Origin of the sequence: Streptomyces sp. HUAS 31 (genome assembly GCF_028198125.1) — a bacterium.
Classification (GTDB): Bacteria; Actinomycetota; Actinomycetes; order Streptomycetales; family Streptomycetaceae; genus Streptomyces; species Streptomyces chartreusis.
Genome location: NZ_CP116353.1, coordinates 3,233,184 through 3,259,621, shown reverse-complemented (window position 1 = coordinate 3,259,621; position 26,438 = coordinate 3,233,184). Strand labels below are relative to the sequence as shown.

Annotated in this window: 17 protein-coding genes; 14 read left to right on the top strand and 3 right to left on the bottom strand. The window is 70.8% G+C overall.

The window, feature by feature from the left end; all coding sequences use genetic code 11:
* The first annotated feature begins 245 nt into the window (after positions 1 to 245).
* From leuS to PGH47_RS14320, 10 genes are all read left to right on the top strand, one after another.
* Entirely contained in the window at positions 246 to 3,116 is a 2,871-nt protein-coding gene (gene leuS, locus PGH47_RS14365) for a leucine--tRNA ligase (protein ID WP_271663764.1), read from the top strand.
* A 329-nt stretch (positions 3,117 to 3,445) separates the two neighbouring features.
* The gene (locus tag PGH47_RS14360) at positions 3,446 to 4,321 is read left to right on the top strand and encodes a hypothetical protein (protein ID WP_271663763.1); all 876 of its coding nucleotides are present in this window, start codon (positions 3,446 to 3,448) and stop codon (positions 4,319 to 4,321) included.
* Between the two features lie 93 nt (positions 4,322 to 4,414).
* Entirely contained in the window at positions 4,415 to 5,260 is an 846-nt protein-coding gene (locus PGH47_RS14355; RefSeq protein WP_271663762.1) for a DegV family protein, read from the top strand.
* A gap of 259 nt (positions 5,261 to 5,519) precedes the next feature.
* On the top strand, positions 5,520 to 6,779 hold the full coding sequence (locus tag PGH47_RS14350; RefSeq protein ID WP_271663761.1) for a ComEA family DNA-binding protein: 1,260 nt from the start codon (positions 5,520 to 5,522) through the stop codon (positions 6,777 to 6,779).
* Positions 6,776 to 9,607, top strand: coding sequence for a ComEC/Rec2 family competence protein (locus tag PGH47_RS14345; protein WP_443048490.1), 2,832 nt, complete (start codon positions 6,776 to 6,778; stop codon positions 9,605 to 9,607). Before PGH47_RS14350 ends, PGH47_RS14345 begins: the two co-directional genes overlap by 4 nt.
* A gap of 4 nt (positions 9,608 to 9,611) precedes the next feature.
* Positions 9,612 to 10,451 carry an arylamine N-acetyltransferase family protein gene (locus tag PGH47_RS14340; RefSeq protein ID WP_271663759.1) on the top strand — a complete coding sequence of 280 codons (840 nt, stop codon included), beginning with the start codon at positions 9,612 to 9,614 and terminating at the stop codon, positions 10,449 to 10,451.
* A 298-nt stretch (positions 10,452 to 10,749) separates the two neighbouring features.
* On the top strand, positions 10,750 to 11,631 hold the full coding sequence (locus PGH47_RS14335; protein ID WP_271663758.1) for a YceI family protein: 882 nt from the start codon (positions 10,750 to 10,752) through the stop codon (positions 11,629 to 11,631).
* Positions 11,632 to 11,802: 171 nt separating this feature from the next.
* Entirely contained in the window at positions 11,803 to 12,048 is a 246-nt protein-coding gene (locus PGH47_RS14330) for a hypothetical protein (RefSeq protein ID WP_271663757.1), read from the top strand.
* Between the two features lie 68 nt (positions 12,049 to 12,116).
* Entirely contained in the window at positions 12,117 to 13,106 is a 990-nt protein-coding gene (gene holA, locus PGH47_RS14325; RefSeq protein ID WP_271663756.1) for a DNA polymerase III subunit delta, read from the top strand.
* 65 nt (positions 13,107 to 13,171) lie between these two features.
* Complete coding sequence (locus tag PGH47_RS14320) at positions 13,172 to 13,570, top strand: nuclear transport factor 2 family protein (RefSeq protein WP_271663755.1); 399 nt, start codon at positions 13,172 to 13,174, stop codon at positions 13,568 to 13,570.
* A 211-nt stretch (positions 13,571 to 13,781) separates the two neighbouring features.
* On the opposite strand, the gene rpsT is transcribed toward PGH47_RS14320, so the two are convergent.
* A complete protein-coding gene (gene rpsT / locus PGH47_RS14315) occupies positions 13,782 to 14,048 on the bottom strand; it encodes a 30S ribosomal protein S20 (protein ID WP_030947131.1) in 267 nt (88 codons plus the stop codon).
* Positions 14,049 to 14,282: 234 nt separating this feature from the next.
* Here rpsT and lepA point away from each other — a divergent pair, with 234 nt between their 5' ends.
* Both lepA and PGH47_RS14305 read left to right on the top strand, forming a co-directional pair.
* The gene (lepA, locus tag PGH47_RS14310; RefSeq protein ID WP_126900434.1) at positions 14,283 to 16,151 is read left to right on the top strand and encodes a translation elongation factor 4; all 1,869 of its coding nucleotides are present in this window, start codon (positions 14,283 to 14,285) and stop codon (positions 16,149 to 16,151) included.
* A gap of 250 nt (positions 16,152 to 16,401) precedes the next feature.
* Positions 16,402 to 18,276, top strand: a complete 1,875-nt coding sequence (locus tag PGH47_RS14305; RefSeq protein ID WP_271663754.1) for an AMP-dependent synthetase/ligase — start codon at positions 16,402 to 16,404, stop codon at positions 18,274 to 18,276.
* An 88-nt stretch (positions 18,277 to 18,364) separates the two neighbouring features.
* On the opposite strand, the gene PGH47_RS14300 is transcribed toward PGH47_RS14305, so the two are convergent.
* Both PGH47_RS14300 and PGH47_RS14295 read right to left on the bottom strand, forming a co-directional pair.
* Positions 18,365 to 18,925 carry a response regulator gene (locus PGH47_RS14300; protein ID WP_271663753.1) on the bottom strand — a complete coding sequence of 187 codons (561 nt, stop codon included), beginning with the start codon at positions 18,923 to 18,925 and terminating at the stop codon, positions 18,365 to 18,367.
* A 12-nt stretch (positions 18,926 to 18,937) separates the two neighbouring features.
* Positions 18,938 to 23,017 carry a HAMP domain-containing protein gene (locus PGH47_RS14295; protein ID WP_435887842.1) on the bottom strand — a complete coding sequence of 1,360 codons (4,080 nt, stop codon included), beginning with the start codon at positions 23,015 to 23,017 and terminating at the stop codon, positions 18,938 to 18,940.
* 192 nt (positions 23,018 to 23,209) lie between these two features.
* Here PGH47_RS14295 and PGH47_RS14290 point away from each other — a divergent pair, with 192 nt between their 5' ends.
* Both PGH47_RS14290 and hemW read left to right on the top strand, forming a co-directional pair.
* Positions 23,210 to 25,147, top strand: a complete 1,938-nt coding sequence (locus tag PGH47_RS14290; protein WP_271663751.1) for a SpoIIE family protein phosphatase — start codon at positions 23,210 to 23,212, stop codon at positions 25,145 to 25,147.
* Positions 25,148 to 25,190: 43 nt separating this feature from the next.
* A complete protein-coding gene (gene hemW / locus PGH47_RS14285) occupies positions 25,191 to 26,423 on the top strand; it encodes a radical SAM family heme chaperone HemW (RefSeq protein WP_271663750.1) in 1,233 nt (410 codons plus the stop codon).
* Positions 26,424 to 26,438: the final 15 nt, after the last annotated feature.

Below are 26,438 nucleotides of genomic sequence, written 5' to 3'. Positions count from 1 at the left end.
TGCCGCCTCTCATCGCGCGCCGCCGCGCGCCCCCGGAAGCCCGTCGCGACCCGCTGTGGCGCTGCGGTACCCTGACGCCATGCGTGCCGTACGCCTTCTGCTTAGCGAGCCGCGCTGATCAATCCCGACCACCGGGCGAATCGGATGGTCGGCATCGGCGCGGCGTCCCCTCCTGTGCGAGGGGATTTTTCGTTTCCAGGGAATCGCAGCCGCTGGCAGAGACGATCGATGGAGCTTTGAGGATCATGAGCGAGACGAACCCCGCTGCCGCCGAGGTGGCCGCGCCGCACCGCTACACGGCGGCCGTGGCCGCCGAGATCGAGGCACGCTGGCAGGACTTCTGGGACGCCGAGGGCACGTACGCGGCGCCGAACCCCAAGGGTGACCTGGCGGGCGATCCCGAGCTGGTCGCCAAGCCCAAGAAGTTCATCATGGACATGTTCCCGTACCCCTCCGGCGCGGGCCTGCACGTCGGTCACCCCCTGGGCTACATCGCCACCGACGTCTTCGCGCGCTTCCAGCGCATGACCGGCCACAACGTCCTGCACACCCTGGGCTTCGACGCCTTCGGCCTGCCCGCCGAGCAGTACGCCGTGCAGACCGGCACGCACCCGCGGGTCTCCACCGAGGCCAACATGGAGAACATGAAGGTCCAGCTGCGCCGGCTGGGCCTGGGCCACGACAAGCGCCGGTCGTTCGCCACGATCGACCCGGACTACTACAAGTGGACCCAGTGGATCTTCCTGCAGATCTTCAACTCCTGGTACGACGACGAGGCGAGGAAGGCCCGCCCGATCGCCGAGCTGGTCGCGCAGTTCGAGTCCGGTGAGCGTGCGGTACCCGGCTCCACGCGCGCGTGGAGCGAGCTGAGCGCCGGCGAGCGCGCCGACGTCCTGGGCGGCTACCGCCTGGCGTACGCCTCCGACGCGCCGGTCAATTGGTGCCCCGGCCTGGGCACCGTGCTGGCCAACGAGGAGGTCACCGCCGAGGGCCGCTCCGAGCGCGGCAACTTCCCGGTCTTCAAGGCCAAGCTGCGCCAGTGGAACATGCGGATCACCGCGTACGCCGACCGGCTGCTGGACGACCTGAACGAGCTGGACTGGCCCGAGGCCATCAAGCTGCAGCAGCGCAACTGGATCGGCCGCTCCGAGGGCGCCCGTGTCGACTTCCCCGTGGACGGCGAGCGCATCACCGTCTTCACCACGCGCCCCGACACCCTGTTCGGCGCGAGCTACATGGTGCTGGCGCCCGAGCACCCGCTGGTCGACAAGTTCACCCCGGACGCCTGGCCCGAGGGCACGCACGACGTGTGGACCGGCGGTCACGCGACCCCGGCCGCGGCCGTCGCCGCCTACCGCGCGCAGGCCGCCTCCAAGTCCGACGTCGAGCGCCAGGCCGAGGCCAAGGACAAGACCGGTGTCTTCATCGGCTCGTACGCGACCAACCCGGTCAACGGCGAGCAGGTCCCCGTCTTCATCGCCGACTACGTCCTGATGGGCTACGGCACCGGCGCGATCATGGCCGTACCCTGCGGCGACCAGCGTGACTTCGAGTTCGCGCGCGCCTTCGAGCTGCCGATCACCTGCATCGTCGAGCCGACGGACGGCCGCGGCACGGACACCTCCACGTGGGACGACGCCTTCTCGTCGTACGACGCGAAGATCATCAACTCCACCGCCGAGGGCATCTCCCTGGACGGCCTGGGCGTCGCCGAGGCCAAGGCGCGCATCACCGAGTGGCTGGAGCGGTCCGGCGTCGGCGAGGGCACGGTCAACTTCCGGCTGCGCGACTGGCTGTTCAGCAGGCAGCGCTACTGGGGCGAGCCCTTCCCGATCGTCTACGACGAGGACGGCATCGCCCACCCGCTGCCCGAGTCGATGCTGCCGCTGGAGCTGCCCGAGGTCGAGGACTACAGCCCGCGCACCTTCGACCCGGACGACGCCGACACCGAGCCCGAGACGCCGCTGTCGCGCAACGAGGACTGGGTCAACGTCACGCTGGACCTGGGCGACGGCCCGAAGCGGTACCGGCGCGAGACCAACACCATGCCCAACTGGGCCGGTTCCTGCTGGTACGAGCTGCGCTACCTGGACCCGCACAACAGCGAGCAGCTGGTCGACCCCGAGATCGAGCGGTACTGGATGGGCCCGCGCGAGGGCCAGCCGCACGGCGGCGTCGACCTGTACGTCGGCGGCGCCGAGCACGCCGTGCTGCACCTGCTGTACGCCCGCTTCTGGTCCAAGGTCCTGTTCGACCTGGGGCACGTCTCCTCCGCGGAGCCGTTCCACAAGCTGTTCAACCAGGGCATGATCCAGGCCTACGTCTACCGTGACAGCCGTGGCATCGCGGTGCCGGCCGCCGAGGTGGAGGAGCGCGACGGCGCCTACTACTACCAGGGCGAGAAGGTCTCCCGGCTGCTGGGCAAGATGGGCAAGTCCCTGAAGAACGCGGTCACTCCGGACGAGATCTGTGCCGAGTACGGCGCCGACACGCTGCGTCTGTACGAGATGGCGATGGGCCCGCTGGACGTCTCCCGGCCGTGGGACACGCGCGCGGTCGTCGGTCAGTTCCGGCTGCTGCAGCGGCTGTGGCGCAACGTCGTCGACGAGTCGACCGGCGCCGTGACCGTGGTGGACGCCGAGCCCGACGAGGACACGCTGCGTGCCCTGCACAAGGCGATCGACGGTGTGCGCGGGGACCTGGAGGGCATGCGGTTCAACACCGCGATCGCCAAGGTCACCGAGCTGAACAACCACCTGACCAAGGCGGGCGGCGCGGTGCCGCGCACGGTCGCCGAGTCGCTGGTGCTGATGGTCGCGCCGCTGGCTCCGCACATCGCCGAGGAGCTGTGGCGCAAGCTGGGCCGCGAGGGCTCGGTCGTGCACGAGGACTTCCCGGTCGCCGACCCGGCGTACGTGGTCGACGAGACGGTGACGTGCGTCGTGCAGATCAAGGGCAAGGTCAAGGCCCGCCTGGAGGTCTCGCCGGCCATCTCCGAGGAGGAACTGGAGAAGGTCGCGCTGTCCGACGAGAAGGTCGTGGCCGCGCTGGACGGGGCCGGGATCCGGAAGGTGATCGTGCGCGCGCCGAAGCTGGTGAACATCGTTCCGGCGTAGGGCGTCGGGGTTCTGACCGGGTCGGAAGGATCGTCCGGTCGGCGGGCATGACGCCGGACGGACGCCATGGTCAGCGATGGTCCGGTCGGCGAGTCTGCCGCTGGGCTCCATGATCACCGATCCTCCGGTCGGCGGACATGCTGCCGGACGCCATGGTCAGCGATCCTGCGTCGGCGAGCGTGCCGCCGGGGCGCCATGATCACGCTGGACGGCTCGGGGTGATCCCCTACGGGCAGGTTCGGGGTTCTGCTGGAACTCCGGGCCTGCCCGCTGCGTTTACCGTTGAAGAGTGACGTGGCATGGGTCGCGGCCGGTCGGAGGAGGAGCTCGTGGAAGCAGTGATCGCAGTCGTCGCCCTGCTCTTCGTGCTCTTCGTGGTGCTCGGCGCGTACGCCACCGTGAAGGTGGTCGGCGCCGCCAAGCGCCGCGTGGACGAGACGATCACCCACGCCCGGCGCACGGTCGAGGATCACACCCTGCGGGCCAAGTCCTTCGCCCAGCCCGGCGCGGTCGGCGAGCTGGCGCAGCTGCGGCTGAAGCTGCGCACCTCGATGCGCGCCACCCAGGACGCCCTGCACGCGGGCGTGGGCGAGGACGAGTCCCTCAAGGAGTCCCTCGGCCTCTTCGAGCGCCTGAGCGCGCACGGCCACGAACTGGACGCGGAGCTCCGGCGCCTGGAGTCCGAGCCGGACCGTACGATGCTCGCCGGGCGGCTGCCCGACCTGCGCGAGCGCACCGAGCGCATCGTCGAGGCCGCGGACTCACTGCGCTGGGCGGTCCGCGACAGGGCCCGCAGGTTCGCCGACGACGACCTGGACACCCTCAGCGCCCAGATCGACGTGGAGACCGGCGCCCTGCGGCACTGGCAGACGACGGAATCCATGGGGACCGGGGCGACGGGGGCAGGGCCGACGGCGACCGGGTCCGGGTCCTCGACCGCAGGATCGTCAGCGACGAGGTCTTCGACGGGATCTGCGAAGGCGGAATCCGCGGCGGCCGGGGCGGCGCCCGATCGCCCCTCCGCCCCGCCGCCCCCGTGGCCGGAGGCACCCGCCTCAGACGCCGCCGAGACGTCCGAGCAGACCTGGCCGGACAGCCCTCAGCGGCAGCGGGCCGAGGAGCCCACGAGGCCCGCCATCAACCCGCCGGGCCCTCGCCAGACGTACCCCTGGCAGAAGAAACCCCGTCCCGAGAGCACGACTTGAGCCCCCGCGGCCACGCGTCGCTCCGGTCAAGGCTTCACCGCCTGAGCGGGGTCGGGCTGCCGCCCGGGCACTACGCCAGGTAACCTCCAGCTCATGTCCCGCCATGTCGCTATCGTCACCGATTCAACGGCCTACCTGCCGCCCCGGACGATGGAGCGCCACGGCATCACAGCGGTACCCCTGACCGTGGTCGTCGGCGGCCAGGCGCTGGACGAGGGCACCGAGATCTCGACCCGTTCCCTCGCCCAGGCGTTGCAGAAGCGACGGCCCGTCACGACCTCGCGCCCGAGCCCCGAGGTCTTCGCACGGCACTACCGCGAGGTCGCCGAGTCCGGCGCCACCGGCATCGTCTCCCTGCATCTGTCCGCCGAGCTCTCCGGCACCTATGACGCGGCGGTCGTCGCGGCGCGCGAGGCGCCGGTGCCGGTGCGGGTGGTGGACACCGGCATGGTCGCCATGGCGCTCGGGTTCTGCGCGCTCGCGGCGGCCGAGGCGGCGGAGACGGGCGGCACGATGGACGAGGCCGTGACGGCCGCCGAGAAACGGGCCGGGGGCACGGCCGCCTACTTCTACGTCGACACCCTCGACTATCTGCGCCGTGGCGGCCGCATCGGCGCCGCGCAGGCCCTGCTGGGCTCCGCGCTCGCCGTGAAGCCGCTGTTGCAGCTGGAGGGCGGCCGGATCGGGCCCCTTGAGAAGGTCCGCACGGCATCCAAGGCGATCGCCCGCCTGGAGGAGATCGCGGCCGACCGGGCGGGCAGCGCGCAGGTGGACATCGCGGTCCACCATCTCTCGGCACCGGACCGGGCGTCGGCACTGGCGGATCGATTGCGGGCGCGGGTGCCGGGGTTGGCGGAGCTGCATGTGAGCGAGGTGGGGGCGGTGATCGGGGCGCATACGGGGCCCGGGTTGTTGGGGGTTGTGGTTTCGCCTCGGTGACGGGTTGCTCGTGGTGATTGTGGTGCTCGTGGCGCTCGTGGCGCTTGTGGTGAAGGTATTGGGGCTTGGGGAGCCGGGGGCGTCACTCGTGTGGGTGGCCGGGTTTTCCACAACTGGGCAGTAATCCCCGGGAATTGAGCAAGATCATCGCGGGTGGGGCGGGGTGTCGGATCCTCCTCGCATGGCACTTCGATCACGTACACGTTCACGTACTGTCACGCGGCCGGGCGCTGCTACGGCGACGGCTGCGGCCGCGTCCGTGTCCTCGGCCGCACGGGGTCGCACTGCGACGGTGACCAGTGGTCCGGGGCGCGGTCCGCGATCCGATGGGCGCACTCGGCATCGGCGAGGCACGCATGTCACCGGCAGGGCGCGTCAGCGTCGGCGTCATGCGTCGGCGGAGGAGCTGCGGCGCCGGGCGGAGGTGATTTTCGCCGAACGGGGCGCGGAGTGGGGGGAGTTGGGGGAGCCGGGGGAGCCGGAGGTTGGGCCGCCGCTGCGGCGGAGTGGGGTTGAGGGTGTGGGGAGGGGGTTCGGTCTCGACCCGGACGTGGACCCGGACCGGGACATGGACCTGGCGCGGGACCGGGACATGGACCTGGCGCGGGGCGGCGTGGTCGCTGGGGCTGAACGGGAGGATGGTTCCGGGGCTGCTTCTTACGGTGCTGGCGCTGGTGTCGGTGGCGATGCAGGTGGTCGTGCCGGGGCCGGTGACGCCGGTTTGGATGCGGGCGCGGGTGCCGGTTCGGGGGAGTGGCGGGCGCGGGCCGGGCTGGCGTTGCGGGAGCGGATGCCGGTGTGGTTGCAGGCGCGCTGTGGGCTGGAGCGACGGAATGTGGTCGCACTCACCGTGGTGCTCGTCCTCGCCGCCGGCTTCGCGGTGCAGCACTTCTGGGCCGGGCGGGCGCAGTCCGTGCGGGCTCCTGAGGTGGTGCGAGCCGCGGCACCGTACGGGAGAGGGGAACCCGGAGGAGAGCAGGCCGGTGAGCCCGGGTCGGCTGCATCCGGCACCGGAGCTTCGACGGCAGGTGCGTCGGCAGCCGGCGCGCCCGGTGCCGCGGGCACTTCGGCGCCCGAGATCGTGGTGGACGTCGGCGGCAAGGTGCGTGAGCCGGGGATTCATCGCCTCCCGGCGGGCTCACGTGTCGCCGACGCTCTGCGGGCGGCCGGTGGAGTACGCCCCGGCACGAACACCGACACCCTCAATCGAGCCCGGTTTCTGGTGGACGGCGAGCAGGTGATCGTCGGCGCTCCGGCGGCCCCGGCCCCTGAGGCCGGTGCGGGTACGGGCGTGGGCGGCGCCGCGGCTCCCGGTGCCGGACCTGCCGCGCCGATCCCTCTCAACACCGCGACCGTGGAGCAGTTGGACACCCTGCCGGGCGTCGGCCCGGTGCTGGCCCAGCACATCATCGACTACCGCACCCAGCACGGCGGCTTCCGTTCGGTGGACGAACTGCGTGAGGTCAACGGCATCGGCGATCGCCGTTTCGCCGATCTACGGAATCTCGTACGGCCATGAGCCACGACAGTCAGGACACCCACGACAGCCACGACACCCTCATCCCCGCCTCCCGGCCCGCCCGAGCCGCTGTTCACGCCACATCCGGCCGACGGCTCGGCGCAGCCCACCCGCGACAGGAGGGGCCGACGGACCTGCGCTTGGTCCCGCCCGCGCTCGGTGCTTGGGCGACGGCGGCGCTGATGCTGGACGCACCGCCGGAGTGGGTGGCGGGTGTGGCGGTGGTCTGCTTGGTTGCGGCAGGCGTGCTGCTGCTGGTGCGGCGGTGTGGGACGGGCGGGGAGAGTCTTCGTACGCCAGTGCTGCCAGGTGGAGCGGGCGGACGGAGCCGACGAGCGCCGGTGCGACGAGCCGAGAGTGGCGGGACTGACGGGCAGATCCTTGCGCTCCCGGTGCGACTTACATGGCCCCGCACCTCGGCCGCCGCCCTGCTGCTCTGCTTCGCCGCGGCCGCCGTATCCGCCGCGCTGCACGGGGCCGATCTGCGGCGCGGGCCGGTGCCGGGGCTGGCGCGGGAGTACGCCACGGTGACCGCAGAGATCGAGATCACCTCTGACCCCCGGCTCACCCGACCCAGGGTCAAGGGGGACCACATGGCGCCGACCGCTGTGCTGGTCAACGCGGACGTACGACGCGTCGAGAAGCCGGACGGCACGGCGATCGACACACGGGCGCCGGTGCTGGTGATCGTCGACGCGGGCAGGGGCTCCTCAGCCGATGCCAACGACCAGACTCGGCCTTTTGCCGAAGCCGAAGCCGAATCGGGAGCCGAAGCCGAAGCCGAAGCCGAATCGGGAGCCGAAGCCGAAGCCGAAGCCGAATCGGGAGCCGAAGCCGGAGCCGAATCGGGAGCGGGCTCCACCACCCACCCCACCCCATGGCTGACCCTCCTCCCCTCCACCCGTCTGCGCGTCGCCGCCCGGCTCGCGCCCTCCCTCTCGGACGGGGACCGGATCGCGGCCGTACTGCGGGTGCGGGAGTCCGTCGGGACGGAGGTCGTGGCGGAGCCGTCGGCGGTGCAGCGGCTGGCGGGGCGGTTGCGGGGTGGGCTGCGGGAGGCGACCGACGGTTTGCCGGCGGATGCGCGGGCGTTGCTGCCGGGGCTGGTTGTCGGGGACACCGCACGGATCACACCGGAGCTGGACGAGGCGTTCAAGGAGACCGACCTCGCACACACACTCGCAGTCTCCGGCAGCAACCTCACGATCATCCTGGCCCTGCTCATCGGCCCGCCCGGCCTCGCCCAGCTGGTCGAGCGCCGTGGGCTCGCACCCCGGCTCGGCATCTCACTGCGCACGACCGCGTTGTTCGGCGGCGCCCTCACGCTCGCGTTCGTCGTGGTGTGCCGGCCGGACCCGAGCGTGCTGCGGGCAGCGGCCTGTGGCGCCGTCTCGCTGCTGGCGCTGGCGACCGGGCGCCGCAGATCGCTGATCCCGGCGCTGGCGACGGCCGTACTGCTGCTGGTGCTGTACGACCCGTGGCTGGCCCGCAGCTACGGCTTCCTGCTCTCCGTCCTGGCGACGGGCGCCCTGCTCACCCTCGCACCCCGCTGGAGTGCCGCGCTGCGCAGACGCCGGGTGCCGCCGAGGCTCGCCGAGGCACTGGCGGCCGCGGCTGCTGCGCAGGCGCTGTGCGCGCCGGTCGTGGCGGTGCTGTCGGCCCGGGTGAGCCTGGTGGCGGTGCCGTGCAATCTGTTGGCGGAGCTCGCGATCGCGCCGGCCACGGTGCTGGGCTTCGCGGCGCTGGCGACGGCACCGTTCGCGATGGCGGTGGCCAAGGCGCTGGCCTGGTGCGCGAGTTGGCCGGCCGGGTGGCTGGCGAACGTCGCCCGGACGGGGGCCGCGCTGCCCGGCGCGGGTGTGGACTGGCCCGGCAGCTGGACCGGGGCGGCGCTGCTCGCCCTCGTCACGGTGGTCGTCGTGCTCGCCGGACGTCGGCTGCTGAGGCACCCCTGGTGGTGCGGGGTCTGCGCGGCGCTGCTCCTGCTGTTGGTGGTGCAGCCGCCGCCGCTGACCAGGGTCGTCACGGGATGGCCGCCGCCGGGGTGGCGGTTCGCGATGTGCGACGTGGGGCAGGGCGACGCGACGGTGTTCGCGGCGGGCAAGGGGACGGGGGTGGTCGTGGACGCCGGACCCGATCCGACGCTGATCGACCGTTGCCTGCGCACGCTCGGCATCACGAGGATCCCGCTCGTCGTGCTGACCCACTTCCACGCCGACCATGTGGCGGGCCTGCCCGGCGTGCTGCGCGGGCGGGCGGTGGGCGCGATCGAGACGACGGGGCACGAAGAGCCGGTGGATCAGGCGCAGTTCGTGCGCAGACAGGCAGCTGCCCGGGGGATTCCCGTGACCCGGGCCGCCGCCGGGGACGAGCGGCGCACCGGCGCCCTGAGCTGGCGAGTGCTGTGGCCACCGCCACCGACATCGACACCGCACCAAGCCCTGCCCCCGGACGCCCCTGAGGGCCCCAACGACTCCAGCGTCACCCTGCTCGTCCGGTCGGCGGGCCTGCGGTTCCTGCTGCTCGGTGACCTGGAACCCCCGGCGCAGCGGGCGCTGTTGAGGTCGGCGGCGGGGCCGCTGCTGGGCGGAGTGGACGTGCTGAAGGTCGCCCACCACGGCTCGGCGTACCAGGACCCGGAGCTCATGCGCCGGGCCGCGCCGAGGCTGGCACTGATCTCCGCGGGGGCGGACAACCCGTACGGTCACCCGGCTCCCGCCACGGTCGCGGCGCTGCGGGCACAGGGCGCCGTGGTGCTGCGGACGGACGAGGACGGGGCGCTCGCGGTCGCGGGTACGGGCGCGGAGCTCATGGTGGCGGGAGACTGAGGCCATGGATTCCGTAGAGGTTGATGCCTATCTCCGGCGGCTGGGAGTCGAGCACCCGGCGTGGCCCACCGTGGACGTACTGCGTGAGCTGCAACTGCGCCACCTGCAGACCGTGCCCTTCGAGAACCTGTCGGTCCACCTCGGCGAGGAGATCGTGCTGGAGGAGAAGCGGCTGCTGGACAAGGTGGTGGGCGCGCGGCGGGGCGGGTTCTGTTACGAACTGAACGGGTCGTTCGGGGCGTTGCTCGGGGCGCTGGGCTTCGACGTGACGCTGCTCGCGGCGCGCGTCTACGGCAAGGAGGAGCGGCTCGGGATCCCGTACGACCACATGGCGCTGAAGGTGGGCACGGTGGACGGGGGCGCGTGGCTGGCGGACGTCGGGTTCGGGGCGCACAGCCACTATCCGCTGGCGTTCGAGGCGCGGGGTGAGCAGGTGGATCCGGCGGGGGTGTTCCGGGTCGTCGAGGCGGGGCCGGACGCGGCCGGGGTACGCGGCGGGCACGACTCGGCGGAGGCGGCGGACCTGGACGTCGTGATGGACGGCAGACCGCAGTACCGGCTGGACCGGCGGCCCCGGGCACTCGGCGACTTCGTGGCCGGGGCGTGGTGGCACAGCACCTCGCCGCTGTCGCACTTCACGCAGTCACTGGTGTGCTCTCGGGTGACGGAGGAAGGGGGACGGATCACGCTGAGCGGCCGCACGTTCAAGACGACGGCGGCGGACGGGACCCGTGAGGAGCGGGAGTTGAGGACGGACGAGGAGGTGCTGAGGACGTACCGGGAACGGTTCGGGATCGAGCTGGACCGGGTGCCGACGGCGACCAAGCCCGACCGGCCCGGCTGATGCGGCAGGACCACGAGCCCGGATTCCGTCCGGCCCGGCTGACGCGGCTGGACCCGAGCCTGGATCCCGACCGGCCCGGCTGACGCGACAGGGCCCCGAGCCCCGCGTCCGGCCGGCGGACGCGGCAGGATCCCGGGCTCGGCGTCGGGCCTCGTGCCCCACTGGTGCTACTAGCGGGTAGAACCAGCACATCTGCCGGTTTCCCACGATGTGATCCCGTGTTGCCCCGAAAAACTCGGCGGTGGTCGAATGCCCCTTCGGCAACGCGTGAGGTCGAGTTCGTACAGGGGTGTCGAGGATGATCGGTCGCCGGCGAGGAAGCAGAACGAACCCGGAACAGCGGACGAGCCCTCTGGCGGCGCTGGAGACCCCTCCGAGCGCGGGAGTGCTGAGCTGCCGGGTGCTCGATCCGGTCAACGAGCCCGTCCGCCACGCGGAGTTCGTGGTGAGCGACACCATGGGGCGGACGGTGATGAGCGGGGGGCTGGATCCCTTCGGGTCGTTCGTGATCACGGTGCCGGCGGGCGAGTACCGGCTCGCGGTGTCGGCCGAGGGGTACACGCCGTACCGGACGACCACGACGGTCGTGGAGAACACGCTCGCCTCGCTCGGTGACGTGACCCTCCACGTCGCCCAGCCGCCGGAGCCGCCGGCGCCGGGCGACTGGGAGGTCGAGCCGGCGCACACGTCGATCGGGTTCACCGCGCGGCACATCGGGCTGGCCAGGATCCACGGCCGGTTCAACTCGTTCGCGGGGGCGGTGCGGATCGCCGACCCCGTCGAGCGGTCGGCGATGCATGTGGTGATCGACGCGGCGTCCATCGACACGGGCGTGCGGATGCGGGACGACCATCTGCGGTCGGCGGACTTCCTGGACGTGGCGGCCTTTCCGACGCTGGAGTTCTACAGCGAGCGGTTCGTGCACAAGGGCGGCACCCGCTGGGCCGTGACGGGCGCGCTGACGTTGCACGGGGTGACGCGGACCGTCGTGCTCGACACGGAGTACCTCGGGCTCGGCAACGGCATGGAGGGCGAGGTGCGGGCGGCGTGCCGGGCGACGACCGAACTGCATCGCGACGACTTCACCGTGAGTTGGCAGACGATGCTGGCGCGGGGGATCGCGGTGGTGGGGTCGAGCATCCGCGTCGAGCTGGACGTGCAGCTGGTGCGCAAGGGCTGACCGGGGGCTCCCCTCGCGCCGGGTGTCCGGGGGCTCCCCCTCACGCCGGACACCCGGGGACTCCCTTCTCGCCGGATACCCGGGGACTCCCTTCTCGCCGGATACCCGGAGACTCCCTTCCCGCCGGACACCCGGCGACTCCCCTCTCGTCGGGTGTCCGAGAATGGCTCCGTGAGCGATGTGAGACATGTGCTGGTGCTGCCCGACCGTGACGCGGCCCAGGAGGCGGCGGAGGCGCTCGGGGAGCGGTTCGGGATCGACGAGGAGCCGCGCCTGGTGCGGGACGCCCTGGCCGGTGAGGACGATGCCGAGGACGCGCAGTGGCTCGTCGTGCTGAGGGACGAGAGCGGCCGGCTCGATCCGGGGGCGCTGGACGAGTTCGCGGGGGAGTGGGACGGCTGGCGGGAGGAGCCGTGACCGTGCCGTAGCCGCCGGGTGTCCGGCGTCGGCGGGGGTTGTCAGTGGCCCGTGCCATCCTTGTCGCGATGGCCAAGAAGACTGCGAACGACGACCCCCTCGCCCCCGTGACCCTCGCCGTGGGCCAGGAGGAGCTGCTGCTCGACCGTGCCGTGCGGGAGGTGGTGGTCGCCGCCCGCGCCGCCGACGCGGACACCGATGTGCGGGATCTGACCCACGACCAGTTGCAGCCGGGCACGCTGGCCGAGTTGACCAGCCCCTCGCTGTTCGCGGAGCGCAAGGTCGTGGTGGTGCGCGGCGCGCAGGACCTGTCGGCCGACTCGGTCAAGGACGTGACGGCGTATCTCGCCTCGCCGGCCGAGGAGATCACGCTGGTGCTGGTGCACGCCGGCGGGGTCAAGGGCAAGAAGCTGCTCGACGCCGCCCGCAAAGTGGGGGCGCGTGAGGTGGCGTGCCCGAAGATGACCAAGCCGGCGGACCGGCTGGCGTTCGTCAGGAGCGAGTTCCGGGCGACGGGGCGCTCGGCGACGCCCGAGGCGTGCCAGGCGCTGGTCGACGCCATCGGGAGCGATCTTCGGGAGCTGGCGTCCGCGGTGAGCCAGCTGGTCGCCGATGTCGAGGGCACCATCGACGAGGCGGTCGTCGGGCGGTACTACACCGGCCGCGCGGAGGCGTCGAGCTTCACCGTCGCCGACCGGGCCGTCGAGGGACGGGCGGCCGAGGCGCTGGAGGCGTTGCGGTGGTCGCTGGCCACCGGCGTGGCACCCGTCCTGATCACCAGCGCGCTCGCCCAGGGCGTGCGGGCCATCGGCAAGCTGTCCTCCGCGCGCGGCGGCCGTCCCGCCGATCTCGCGCGCGAGCTGGGCATGCCGCCCTGGAAGATCGACCGGGTCCGTCAGCAGATGCGGGGATGGACACCCGACGGGGTCGCGGTCGCGCTGCGGGCGGTCGCCGAGGCCGACGCCGGTGTGAAGGGCGGCGGGGACGACCCCGAGTACGCCCTGGAGAAGGCGGTCGTGACCATCGCCAGGGCGGCTCGTTCCAGAGGGCGCGGCTAGGCCCGAGAGAGGAGAATCGGGCGTATCAGCCGTATATCGCCGGACTGGGAAAGGTGGCGAGCACCATGGCTGAGCACCCGCACGCGGCTCTCGTTCGCAAGGGCTACGAGGCCTTCCAGCGCGGAGACATGGACACCCTGCGCGGCCTGATGACCGGGGACTGCACGCACCACGTACCCGGCTCCCACCCGCTGTCGGGGGACTACAAGGGCGTCGACTCGATCTTCGAGGGGTACTACGGCCGGCTCTTCTCGGAGACCGGCGGGACGTTCAAGGTCGAGCTGCGCAACATCCTCGTCGACGGCCGCGGGCACGCCATGTCCGTGCACCACTTCTCCGCCGACCGGGGCGGCAAGCACATCGACGAGATGGGCGGCATCGTCTTCCGGATCGTCGGAGACAAGATCACCGACCTCGACGAGTGCGTCGCGGACATCGAAAAGGGCAACGACTTCTGGTCCTGACACAGGCATGTCGAAGGCCCCGGCGCCCGCCCGGGGGAAGGGCGAGGCGCCGGGGCCTTCGAATGAAGCTGCAGGATCCGCACCCGCGTGGCGAACGCAGGCCGCGTGCGAATCCGGGGTGCCGGTCGGGAGCGGATGAGAGAGGGCCCGCTCTGGGTCCTACCGGCGACTGGATCCGGGAAGCCGGATCCGATCAGACCAGATAAGGGGTTCAGCCCTTGAGGGAAGCGACCTTCGAAGCAAGCGCCGACTTCTTGTTGGCGGCCTGGTTCTTGTGGATGACGCCCTTGGAGACGGCCTTGTCGAGCTGACGCGCGGCAGCGCGCTGGTACTCGACGGCCTTCTCCTGGTCACCCGCGGCAGCGGCCTCACGGGCCTTGCGGATCGCGGTCTTCAGGGAGGACTTGACGGCCTTGTTGCGCAGCCGAGCCTTCTCGTTGGTCTTGATCCGCTTGATCTGGGACTTGATGTTCGCCACTGATTGAGCCTTTTCAGGTTCAGGCACGGGGCCGCGCGGAAACCGCACGAAATCCGTACCGGGTGATTTCTTCGGGGTGTGCCTCGCGCTGAGAGGGCATGAGACACAGCCACCCAGAGTACCAGCGGCCCGGCCGACGGCCCAAAACGGTCCCCGGTCGCCGCCCATGGGACCATGGAACCTACGTATCGATCCGACCCGAGGCATAAGGCGCCTCAAGAGACAGGACCCTGCGTGCCCGCGACCCCTAACAATGTGCCCGAGCCGAGCCGTACCGACCCGGCTCTGATCCGCAATTTCTGCATCATCGCGCACATCGACCACGGCAAGTCCACGCTCGCCGACCGGATGCTCCAGCTGACCGGCGTGGTCGAGCAGCGGCAGATGCGTGCTCAGTACCTCGACCGTATGGACATCGAGCGCGAGCGCGGCATCACGATCAAGTCCCAGGCGGTGCGGCTGCCGTGGGCTCCCACCCACGAACCCGGCAACACGCACATCCTCAACATGATCGACACCCCGGGGCACGTCGACTTCACCTACGAGGTCTCGCGGTCGCTGGCCGCCTGCGAGGGGACCGTCCTCCTCGTCGACGCCGCCCAGGGCATCGAGGCCCAGACCCTCGCCAACCTCTACCTGGCGATGGAGAACGACCTCACGATCATCCCCGTGCTGAACAAGATCGACCTGCCGGCCGCGCAGCCCGAGAAGTTCGCCGAGGAGCTCGCGAACCTCGTCGGCTGCGACCCGGACGACGTGCTGCGGGTGTCCGCCAAGACCGGTCTCGGCGTCGACGCCCTGCTCGACAAGGTGGTCAAGGAGATCCCGGCGCCGGTCGGCGTCAAGGACGCGCCCGCCCGCGCGATGATCTTCGACTCGGTCTACGACTCCTACCGCGGCGTCGTGACGTACGTCCGTGTCATCGACGGCCAGCTCAACAAGCGCGAGCGCATCAAGATGATGTCGACGGGCGCCACGCACGAGCTGCTGGAGATCGGGACGAACTCGCCCGAGATGCTCGGTGCCGACGGCCTCGGCGTCGGTGAGGTGGGTTACCTCATCACCGGTGTGAAGGACGTCCGCCAGTCCAAGGTCGGTGACACCGTCACCAGCCAGCACAAGGGGGCCACGGAGGCGCTCGGGGGCTACAAGGACCCCAAGCCCATGGTCTTCTCCGGCCTGTATCCGCTGGACGGCTCGGACTATCCGGAGCTGCGCGAGGCCCTGGACAAGCTCCAGCTCAACGACGCCGCGCTCGTCTACGAGCCGGAGACCTCCGCGGCCCTCGGCTTCGGCTTCCGCGTCGGCTTCCTCGGCCTGCTCCACCTCGACGTGATCCGTGAGCGGCTGGAGCGCGAGTTCGGCCTCGACCTGATCGCCACCGCGCCCAACGTGGTCTACCGCGTGGTCATGGAGGACGGCACCGAGCACACCGTCACCAACCCGAGCGAGTTCCCCGAGGGCAAGATCAACGAGGTGTACGAGCCGGTCGTACGCGCCACGATCCTCGCGCCGACCGAGTTCATCGGTTCGATCATGGAGCTGTGCCAGACCCGGCGCGGCACCCTGCTCGGCATGGACTACCTCTCCGAGGACCGGGTCGAGATCCGCTACACCCTGCCGCTCGCGGAGATCGTCTTCGACTTCTTCGACCAGCTGAAGTCCAAGACCCGTGGTTACGCGTCGCTGGACTACGAGCCCACCGGCGAGCAGACCTCCAGCCTGGTCAAGGTCGACATCCTGCTGCACGGCGACAAGGTGGACGCCTTCTCGGCGATCACCCACAAGGACGCCGCGTACGCGTACGGGGTGCGCCTGGTCGCCAAGCTGCGCGAGCTCATCCCGCGGCAGGCCTTCGAGGTGCCGATCCAGGCCGCCATCGGCTCCCGGGTGATCGCCCGCGAGACCATCCGCGCCATCCGCAAGGACGTCCTCGCCAAGTGCTACGGCGGCGACATCTCCCGTAAGCGCAAGCTGCTGGAGAAGCAGAAGGAAGGCAAGAAGCGGATGAAGATGGTGGGTTCCGTGGAGGTTCCGCAGGAGGCCTTCATCGCCGTGCTGAGCAGTGATGACAGCGCGGGGTCGGGCAAGGGCAAGAAGTAACCGCAGGTAACACCTGCTGACCCGGCAAATCGCCGCAACAGGGGTCCGTCGTACGCAAGTGCGACGGGCCCCTTTGTGTACGCCAGGTGACCTTCTGGAGGAAGTGACAGGGCGCGGACCCTTACGCAGTGGCCTGTCGACCTTTAACCTGATCCCTGCTCGATAGTTACTCGCGAGTTAAACAACGCCTCGCGCGTAGGAACCAGCCGCACTGAGCCAGCCGCATCGTCGCGGGCCCCCGGAGGATGTCTTGAGCGACACACAGACACTGATCGAGAACCGTCCGCCGAGCGTGGCGACCCTCTTCCTGGAGCGCGTGGCCGCCACGCCGGACGCCGAGGCGTACCGCTATCCGGTGCCGGCGCCCTCGGGGCAGGGGCCCGACGAGTGGAAGTCGCTGAGCTGGGGGCAGGCCTCCGAGCGGGTCTACGCCATCGCGGCCGGGCTCATCGAGCTGGGCGTCCAGGCCGAGCAGCGCGTCGCCCTCGCCTCCTCGACCCGGATCGAGTGGATACTGGCCGACCTCGGCATCATGTGCGCCGGTGCCGCGACGACCACCGTCTATCCGCAGACCAACGCCGAGGAGTCGGCGTTCATCCTCTCCGACTCCGAGAGCCGGGTGCTGATCGCCGAGGACGCCGCCCAGGTGGCCAAGGCGCTGGAGAAGCGCGCCGAGCTGCCGAACCTGACCCATGTCGTCGTCGTCGACGCGGCCGGCGTCGAGACCGGTGACTGGGTGCTCAGCCTCGCCGAGCTGGAGGCCCGCGGCGCGGCCCGGCTGGAGAAGGACCCCGAGCTGATCAAGCAACGGGTCGGCGCGATCACCAAGGACCAGCTGGCCACCCTGATCTACACCTCCGGCACCACCGGCCGCCCCAAGGGCGTACGGCTGCCGCACGACAACTGGTCGTACATGGCGAAGGCGATCGCCGCGACCGGCCTGGTCGGCGCGGAGGACGTGCAGTACCTGTGGCTGCCGCTCGCGCACGTCTTCGGCAAGGTGCTCACCTCCGGCCAGATCGAGGTCGGCCACGTCACGGCCGTCGACGGCCGTGTCGACAAGATCATCGAGAATCTGCCGGTCGTGCAGCCGACGTACATGGCGGCCGTGCCGCGCATCTTCGAGAAGGTCTACAACGGGGTCGCGGCCAAGGCCCGCGCGGGCGGCGGCGCCAAGTACAAGATCTTCCAGTGGGCCGCCGAGGTCGCCCGCGAGTACGCCAAGGTCACCCAGGACAACTTCCGGCGCACCGGTACCCACTCCGCGCCGTTCGGCCTGGCCGCCAAGCACAAGGTCGCCGACACGCTCGTGTACGCCAAGATCCGTGAGGCCTTCGGCGGCAACCTGCGCGCCTGTGTCTCCGGTTCGGCCGCGCTCGCGCCGGAGATCGGCTACTTCTTCGCCGGCGCCGGCATCCACATCCTGGAGGGCTACGGCCTCACCGAGTCCTCTGCCGCGTCCTTCGTCAACCCGGGCGAGGCCTACCGCACCGGCACGGTCGGCAAGCCGCTGCCCGGTACCGAGGTCCGTATCGCCGACGACGGCGAGATCCTGCTGCGCGGGCCCGGCATCATGGAGGGCTACCACGGGCTGCCCGACAAGACCGCCGAGGTTCTGGAGACCGACGGCTGGTTCCACACCGGCGACATCGGCGAGCTGTCCCCCGACGGCTACCTGCGCATCACCGACCGCAAGAAGGACCTCATCAAGACGTCCGGCGGCAAGTACATCGCGCCCGCCGAGGTCGAGGGCCAGTTCAAGGCGGTGTGCCCGTACGTCTCCAACATCCTGGTGCACGGCGCCGACCGGAACTTCTGCACGGCGCTGATCGCGCTGGACGAGGTCGCGATCCAGGCGTGGGCCGAGGAGAACGGGCTGTCCGGGAAGCCGTACGCGGAGATCGTGGCCGCGCCTGCCACCGTCGAGATGGTCGACGGCTACGTCAAGAAGCTCAACGAGGGACTTCAGAAGTGGCAGACGATCAAGAAGTTCCGGCTGCTGCCGCGGGATCTCGATGTGGAGCACGGCGAGATCACGCCGAGCCTGAAGCTGAAGCGGCCCGTTGTGGAGCGTGAGTACAAGGCGCTCATCGAGGAGATGTACGCCGGCACCCGCGAGGCGTAGGGGAGGGCGGGGGACTGCATCGCGGCTGCCGGTAGGCGGTGGCTGGTCGCGCAGTTCCCCGCGCCCCTTCAGCGCGCGATGCGCAGCCCTAGCCGACGAGCCGGCGTATCTCGTGGACCCTTGCGCGCAGGTCCGTCAGGTCCGGGGCGGTGTCGTCGGACAACTGGTCCGCCAGGGCCGCCAGTCGGGTGCTCAGCTGCTTGCTCTGGACGTGCTCGCGACTGAGCAGATGCTCCAACTGCCTGTTCTTGCGGTACAGATCCAGGAACACCGACACCTTCGCGCGCAGCACCCAGGGGTCGAACGGCTTGGTCAGATAGTCGGCCGCCCCGGTGGCGTAGCCGCGGAAGGCATAGCCGGGCTCGTCCTCCGCGCCGGTCAGGAAGATGATCGGGACGTCCTTGGTCTGGTCGAGCCGTTTGATGTTCGCGGCGGTCTCGAAGCCGTCCATGCCCGGCATCCGGACGTCGAGCAGGACCAGGGCGAAGCGCTGCCGGAGCAGCGCCTTCATGGCTTCCTCGCCCGAACGCGCGCGGATGAGCGGCTCGTTGAGGGACCCCAGGACGGCCTCCAGCGCGATCAGGTTGTCCTCCATGTCGTCGACCAGGAGGATGCCGGCACGCTCGTCGGTCGTTGCCTCAGCGATCATGGTGAAGTGGCCTCATTCGGTGATGGTCGGCGGGACCTCTTCCTCCTCGGAAGCGTCCGGTCCCGGTACTGCGGTGTCTTCCGGGTCGGCGGAACGGCCCTCCGGCTGCGTGACCTCGGGGTCCAGGAGGTCGCAGACGACGGTGAGGAGCTGATCCACGTCCACCGGCTTCGGAACGTAGTCGTTGGCGCCCCGGGCGATGGACTTCTCCCGGTCTCCCGGCATGGCCTTCGCGGTCAGCGCGACGATGGGGAGATGGGTCCAGCGCGGGGTGCGCCGGATGGCGGAGATCGTCTCATAACCATCCATCTCCGGCATCATGATGTCCATCAGGACGAGTTCGACGTCCGGTGTGCGCTCCAGCGTCTCGATGCCCTCGCGGCCGTTCTCCGCGTACAGCACCGGCATGCCGACCCGGCCCAGCACATGGGTCAGCGCGAAGACGTTGCGGATGTCGTCGTCCACGATCAGCACCCGCCGGCCCGGCAGCACCTGGCCCGCCCGGCCGGTCTGCCACGCCTCCAGCTTGGTCGGCGTAGGCCATGAGTCGTCCGTCTCGTGGGCGGCCGAGTACGGCTCGGCCGACAGCTGCTCCGGCACCGGCAGCGGCCGGTCCTCGGGCACCGGCCCGGTAGCCGGGTGACCGGGGCTGACGACGGGGACGTACAGCGTGAACGTGGAGCCCTTGCCGGGCTCGCTCTCGGCGACGATACGGCCGCCCAGCAGGCCCGCGATCTCGCGGCTGATGGACAGACCGAGTCCCGTGCCGCCGTACTTGCGGTTGGTGGTGCCGTCGGCCTGCTGGAACGCCTCGAAGATCACCGGGAGTTTCTCCCGCGCGATGCCGATGCCGGTGTCGCTGACCGCGAAGGCGATCACCTCGTCGCTCTCGCGGACGAAGCGGTGCTCGGGGTCCTTCAGCCGGCCCACCCGCAGCTCGACCCGCCCCGTCGCGGTGAACTTGATCGCGTTGGACAGCAGGTTGCGCAGGATCTGCTGGAGGCGCTGCTCGTCGGAGTACATCTCGCGCGGCACGTCCTCGCCCACCGACACCTCGAAGGCGAGCCCGCGGTCCAGGGTGAGCGGGCGGAACGTGGCGTGGACGTAGTCGAGGAGTTTGATCAGCGGCAGCTTCTTCGGACGTACGTCCATCCGGCCCGCCTCGATCTTCGACAGGTCCAGGATGTCGTTGATCAACTGGAGGAGGTCCGAGCCGGAGCGATGGATCGTCGTCGCGAACTGGACCTCCTGGTCGGAGAGATGGCCGTCGGGGTTGTCGGAGAGCAGGCGCGCCAGGATCAGCAGGGAGTTCAGCGGGGTGCGCAGCTCGTGCGACATGTTCGCCAGGAACTCCGACTTGTACTGCGACGACGTCGCCAGCAGCGCCGCCTTCTCCTCCAGCTCGGCGTTCGAGCGCTGCAACTCCGCCTGCTGCATCTGGAGTTCGTCGGAGCGTTCCTGGAGCTGCATGGCCAGGCGCTGGGACTCGCCGAGCAGGGACTCCGTACGGGAGTTGGCGATGATCGTGTTGATCGCGACGGCGATGGTGTTCACGAACTGGTCGAAGAACGCCAGGTGCACATCGGAGAAGCGGGAGAACGACGCCAGCTCGATCACGCCGAGGAGCTTGTCCTCGAACAGGATCGGGATGATGACGACGCTCGTCGGCGCCGCCTCGCCCAGCCCGCTGTTGATCTTGATGTAGTCCGGCGGGGCCTCCTCGACGAGGATCCGCTTCTTCTCGCGCGCCGCCTGCCGGACCAGTCCGTGCACCGGGAGGCCGCCGGTCTCGACGGTCGCGCCCTGCGCCGAGCCGTACCCGGCGATGAACGCGAGCCCCTTGGTCGGAACGGTCGTGCGCAGCGAGGCGCTCTCCTCGTCCGGGTCGGCCAGGAAGAACGCGCCGTACTGCGCGTTCACGAGCGGCGTGAGCTCGCGCAGCAGCAGGTCGGCGACCTCCATCAGGTCACGGTGGCCCTGCATCAGGGCGGCCAGGCGGGCCAGGTTCGATTCCAGCCAGTCCTTGGCGCGGGTCGTCTCGCGCAGGTTGGACACCATCAGGTTGATGTTGTCCTTCAGTTCGGCGACCTCGCCGCGCGTCTCCACGGTGATCGAGCGGGACATGTCGCCCTGGGCCACGGCGGAGGCGACCTCGGCGATCGCGCGGACCTGGGTGGTCAGGTTCGACGCCAGCTCGTTCACGTTCGTCGTCAGGCGCTTCCAGGTGCCGTACACGCCCTCCACCCGCGCCTGGCCGCCGAGCTGGCCCTCGGAACCCACCTCGCGGGCCACGCGGGTGACCTCGGAGGAGAAGGAGGAGAGGGTGTCGACCATGGTGTTGATGGCGGTCTTCAGCTCCAGGATCTCGCCGCGCGCGTCCACGTCGATCTTCTTGGAGAGGTCGCCGTTGGCGACGGCGGTGGTGACCTGGGCGATGTTCCGCACCTGCGAGGTGAGGTTGTCGGCCATGTAGTTGACGTTGTCGGTCAGGTCCCGCCAGACGCCGGAGACGCCCAGTACCTGCGCACGGCCGCCGAGCCGGCCGTCGGTGCCGACCTCGCGGGCGACGCGGGTGACCTCGTCGGCGAAGGCCCGCAGCTGCTGCACCATCGTGTTGACGGTGTCCTTCAGCTCCAGGATCTCGCCGCGCGCGTCGACGGTGATCTTCTTCGACAGGTCGCCGTTGGCCACGGCCGTCGTCACCTGGGCGATGTTGCGGACCTGCGAGGTCAGGTTCAGCGCCATGAAGTTGACGTTGTCGGTGAGGTCCTTCCAGACCCCGGAGACGCCCCGCACCTGCGCCTGACCGCCGAGGTTTCCCTCGGTGCCGACTTCTCGGGCGACGCGGGTGACCTCGTCGGCGAAGGCGGAGAGCTGGTCGACCATCGTGTTGATCGTCGACTTCAGCTCCAGGATCTCGCCCTTCGCCTCGACGGTGATCTTCTTGCCGAGGTCGCCCTGGGCCACCGCGGTGGAGACCAGGGCGATGTTGCGGACCTGCGAGGTGAGGTTGTCCGCCATGAAGTTGACGTTGTCGGTGAGGTCCTTCCAGACCCCGGAGACGCCCCGCACCTGGGCCCGGCCGCCGAGGTTTCCTTCGGTGCCGACTTCTCGGGCGACGCGGGTGACCTCGTCGGCGAAGGCGGAGAGCTGGTCCACCATCGTGTTGATGGTCGACTTCAGCTCCAGGATCTCGCCCTGGGCGTCCACCGTGATCTTCTGCGACAGGTCGCCGTTGGCCACCGCTGTCGTCACCTGGGCGATGTTGCGGACCTGCGAGGTCAGGTTCGACGCCATGAAGTTGACGTTGTCGGTGAGGTCCTTCCAGACCCCCGAGACGCCCCGCACCTGGGCCCGCCCGCCCAGCTGCCCCTCCGTGCCGACCTCACGGGCGACGCGGGTGACCTCGTCGGCGAAGGCGGAGAGCTGGTCCACCATCGTGTTGACGGTCAGCTTCAGTTCGAGCAGCTCGCCGGTCGCCTCGACGGTGACCGTACGGGTCAGGTCGCCGCGGGCCACGGCCGTCGTCACCGCGGCGATGTCACGCACCTGTGCCGTCAGCCGGGACGCCATCGCGTTGACTGCCTCGGTCACGTCCCGCCAACTGCCCGACAGGCCCGTCACTTTGGCCCGTCCGCCGAGCCGGCCCTCGGTGCCCACCTCGCGGGCCACCCGGGTGACCTCGCCGGTGAACAGGGAGAGCTGGTCGACCATCTTGTTCACGGCCCGGCCCAGACGGCGCAGGTCGCCGCGTAACTGACGGGTGCCGTCGTGCAGATCGACGCGCTGGGTGAGGTCGCCGCCGGCCACCGCGTCCAGTACGCGCGTGGCGTTGGCCGCCGGGGCCACCAGGGCGTCGAGCAGATGGTTGACGTCGTTGACGCGGGTCGTCCAGTCGCCCTGGCCCGGGCTCGCCGAGAGCCGCTCGTCGAGCCTGCCGTGCCGGATCAACTCCCGTTTGACGCGCTGCACTTCCGTGTTGAAGTGCGTACTGCGGTCCATGATCTGGTTGAAGACCGCCGTCAGCTCGGCCACCACTCCCTCATCGGTCTCCGGGAGACGGCGGAAGTCCCCGTCCCGGGCCGCGGTCATCGCGGCGAGCAGCGGGCGCAGATCCGATGCTCGAATTTGACCGTCTTTCTGTCCTTCTTCGAGCACACGCGTAGCACTGTTCTCACTCATGGCGGCCCACTTCGGTAACTCGGTGCTTATGGGCGCGGTCAGTCTGTCACTCTGTCGGCGTCGACTGAGGCGTATTCGTCCGAACCGCTCGGGGAGCTGTACATGGGGGCCATTCCGGTGCAACGGGAGACCATCACCCGTGCCTGTGATGCGTCCGCGCCCGGAAACGAGTGCGCGCAGACCCGCACCGTCCTCCCCGGCAGCCCCCTCTCCCCGGGCTCCGCCCGCACCCTCGTGCGCGCCGCCCTCGACGACTGGGCCACCTCCGGACTCCCCGGCACCGAGCACCTGAGCGAGCGGCTCCTCGACGACGCCGTCGTGGCCGTCAGCGAACTCGTCACCAACGCCGTCGTGCACGCCGGCACCGAGGTCGAGCTCAGCTGCCGACTGGAGGAGGACGGCGCCCTGCTCGTCGAGGTCCTGGACCACCACCCCTCACGCGCCCCGCGCGACGGGGAGCTGGAGGCGCCGTACGAGACACCGGAGTACGGGCGCGGGCTGCGGCTGGTGTCCCGGCTCGCGGAGTCCTGGGGCGTCACCTACCGCACCGGCGCCAAGACCGTGTGGGCGCGGCTGCCCGCCGAGGACCCGGTGCCGCTCAGGGACGACATCGAGGCGTACGCCGAGGAACGCGCGCTGGAGCGCGGGCTGCGGGTCGCCGAGATCCTCGCCCCCGAGCCCCAGCGGGCCGAGCTCGAGCGGGACTGGCTCAACCGGGGCGCCCTGTCCTTCCTCGCCGAGGCCTCCGACCTGCTCGCCGGGCAGCTCGACGAGAACCTCGTCGCCGCGCTCGCCGGCCAGCTGATCGTGCCGAGGCTCGCGGACTGGTGCGCGGTCTGGCTGGAGGACGAGGTCGCCGGGCGCTGGGGATACGCCCGCTCCGGCGACGGGGACAGCGGCGGGGGCTGGGCCGTGGACGGCATCGCCGGGACCGGGCCCCGGCTCGCCCGGGTCTGGCACGGCTCCGAGAACCTCATCGAGGAACTGCGGCGGGCCCTGGAGAAGGAGCCGCCGCTGCCCCCCGACAACCACCGCACCGGGCCCGTCGCCTACCCCTGGCCCGGTGACGCGCTCGGCCGGCGCCAGGAGCACGGCACCGCGCTCGCGTACCGCCTCATCGCCGGCGGCCACCCGCTGGGCACGCTGGTCATCGGGCGGGCCGACCTCCTGCGCTTCCCCGACGAGGTCACCGGACTGGTCGAGGACCTCAGCCGCCGGGTCGCCCTGGCCATCGGCGCGGCCCGCCAGTACGCCCGGCAGGCCACCATCAGCCGGGTCCTCCAGCGCGGACTGCTGCCCGGCGCCGTCGCGGAGATCCCCGGCGTGGCCAGCGCGCTGGTGTACGAGCCGTGCGACAAGGGCGGCCCCAGCGGCGACTTCTACGACCTCTTCCCGGCCCGCGACGGCCGCTGGTGCTTCGCCATCGGCGACGTCCAGGGCAAGGGCCCCGAGGCGGCCGTGGTGATCGGCATCGCCCGGCCCTGGCTGCGGCTCCTCGCCCGCGAGGGCTACCGCGTCTCCGACGTCCTGGACCGCCTCAACCAGCTCCTCCTCGACGACGCCACGGAGGCCGCGGACGCCGCCGCCCGCGCCCTCGTCGGCCCGGCGGCGCCCGGCGACGGCCCGCAGACCCGGTTCCTGTCCCTGCTCTACGGCGAGCTCACGCCCTTCGAGGGCGGTATCCGCTGCACCCTCGCCTCCGCCGGCCATCCGCTGCCCCTGCTCCTCGGCGCGGACGGCGAGGTCCACACCGCCGCCCAGCCGCAGACCCTCCTCGGGGTCGTCGAGGACGCGACGTACACCAGCGAGACCTTCGAGCTGCGCTCCGGCGACACCCTGCTGTGCGTGACCGACGGAGTCACCGAGCGGCGCAGCGGCACCCGCCAGTTCGACGACGGCGACGGCCTGGCGACCGCGCTCGCCGGGTGCACGGGCCTGAACGCCCAGCTGATCGCGGAACGGATCCGCCGCCTCGTGCACGAGTTCGGCGGCCGCCCGCCCGAGGACGACCTGGCACTGCTGGTGCTCCAGGCCGAGTGACCGGCGGGGAGGGACACCGGCGGAGTACGGGACAATGGAACCCATGCCCTCCGTACTCCCCGACGGCGAGCCCGTCCCCGACGACGGCGCGCTGCCCGCCTCCGCACTCACCGGGACCGCAGACCGCCCCCTCGGCTTCTATCTGCACGTCCCGTACTGCGCGACCCGCTGCGGCTACTGCGACTTCAACACCTACACCGCGACCGAGCTGCGTGGCACGGGCGGAGTGCTGGCGTCCCGCGACAACTACGCCGACACCCTCGTCGACGAGGTCCGCCTGGCCCGCAAGGTCCTCGGCGACGACCGGCGCGAGGTCCGCACGGTCTTCGTCGGCGGCGGTACGCCCACCCTGCTGGCCGCCGGTGATCTCGTACGGATGCTGGGGGCGATCCGCGACGAGTTCGGGCTGGCGCCGGACGCGGAGATCACCACGGAGGCGAACCCGGAGTCGGTGGACCCGGCATATCTGGCCACGCTCCGCGAGGGCGGCTTCAACCGGATCTCCTTCGGCATGCAGAGCGCGAAGCAGCACGTGCTGAAGATCCTCGACCGCACGCACACCCCCGGCCGCCCCGAGGCCTGCGTCGCCGAGGCCCGCGCGGCGGGCTTCGAGCATGTGAACCTGGACCTGATCTACGGCACCCCGGGCGAGTCCGACGACGACTGGCGGGCCTCGCTGGAGGCGGCGCTCGGCGCCGGACCCGACCATGTGTCGGCGTACGCCCTGATCGTCGAGGAGGGCACCCAGCTGGCCCGCCGGATCCGCCGGGGCGAGGTCCCGATGACGGACGACGACGTCCACGCGGACCGCTACCTGATCGCGGACGAGGTGATGTCGGCGGCCGGTTTCGACTGGTACGAGGTCTCCAACTGGGCCACCTCCGAGGCCGCCCGCTGCCTGCACAACGAGCTGTACTGGCGCGGCGCCGACTGGTGGGGCGCGGGCCCCGGAGCCCACTCGCACGTCGGCGGGGTGCGCTGGTGGAACGTCAAGCACCCGGGCGCGTACGCGGCGGCCCTGGCGGCGGGACGGTCACCGGGCGCCGGCCGCGAACTCCTGTCGGACGAGGACCGCAGGGTCGAGCGCATCCTGCTGGAGCTGCGCCTGCGCGAGGGCGTGCCCTTGGCGCTGCTTCGCGAGGAGGGCCTGCGGGCGTCCCGCCGAGCCCTGTCGGACGGGCTGTTGGAAAGCGGTCCGTACGAGGAGGGACAGGCCGTCCTGACGCTGCGGGGGCGGCTGCTGGCGGACGCGGTGGTGCGGGACCTGGTGGACTGAGCGGGCGTACCCGGC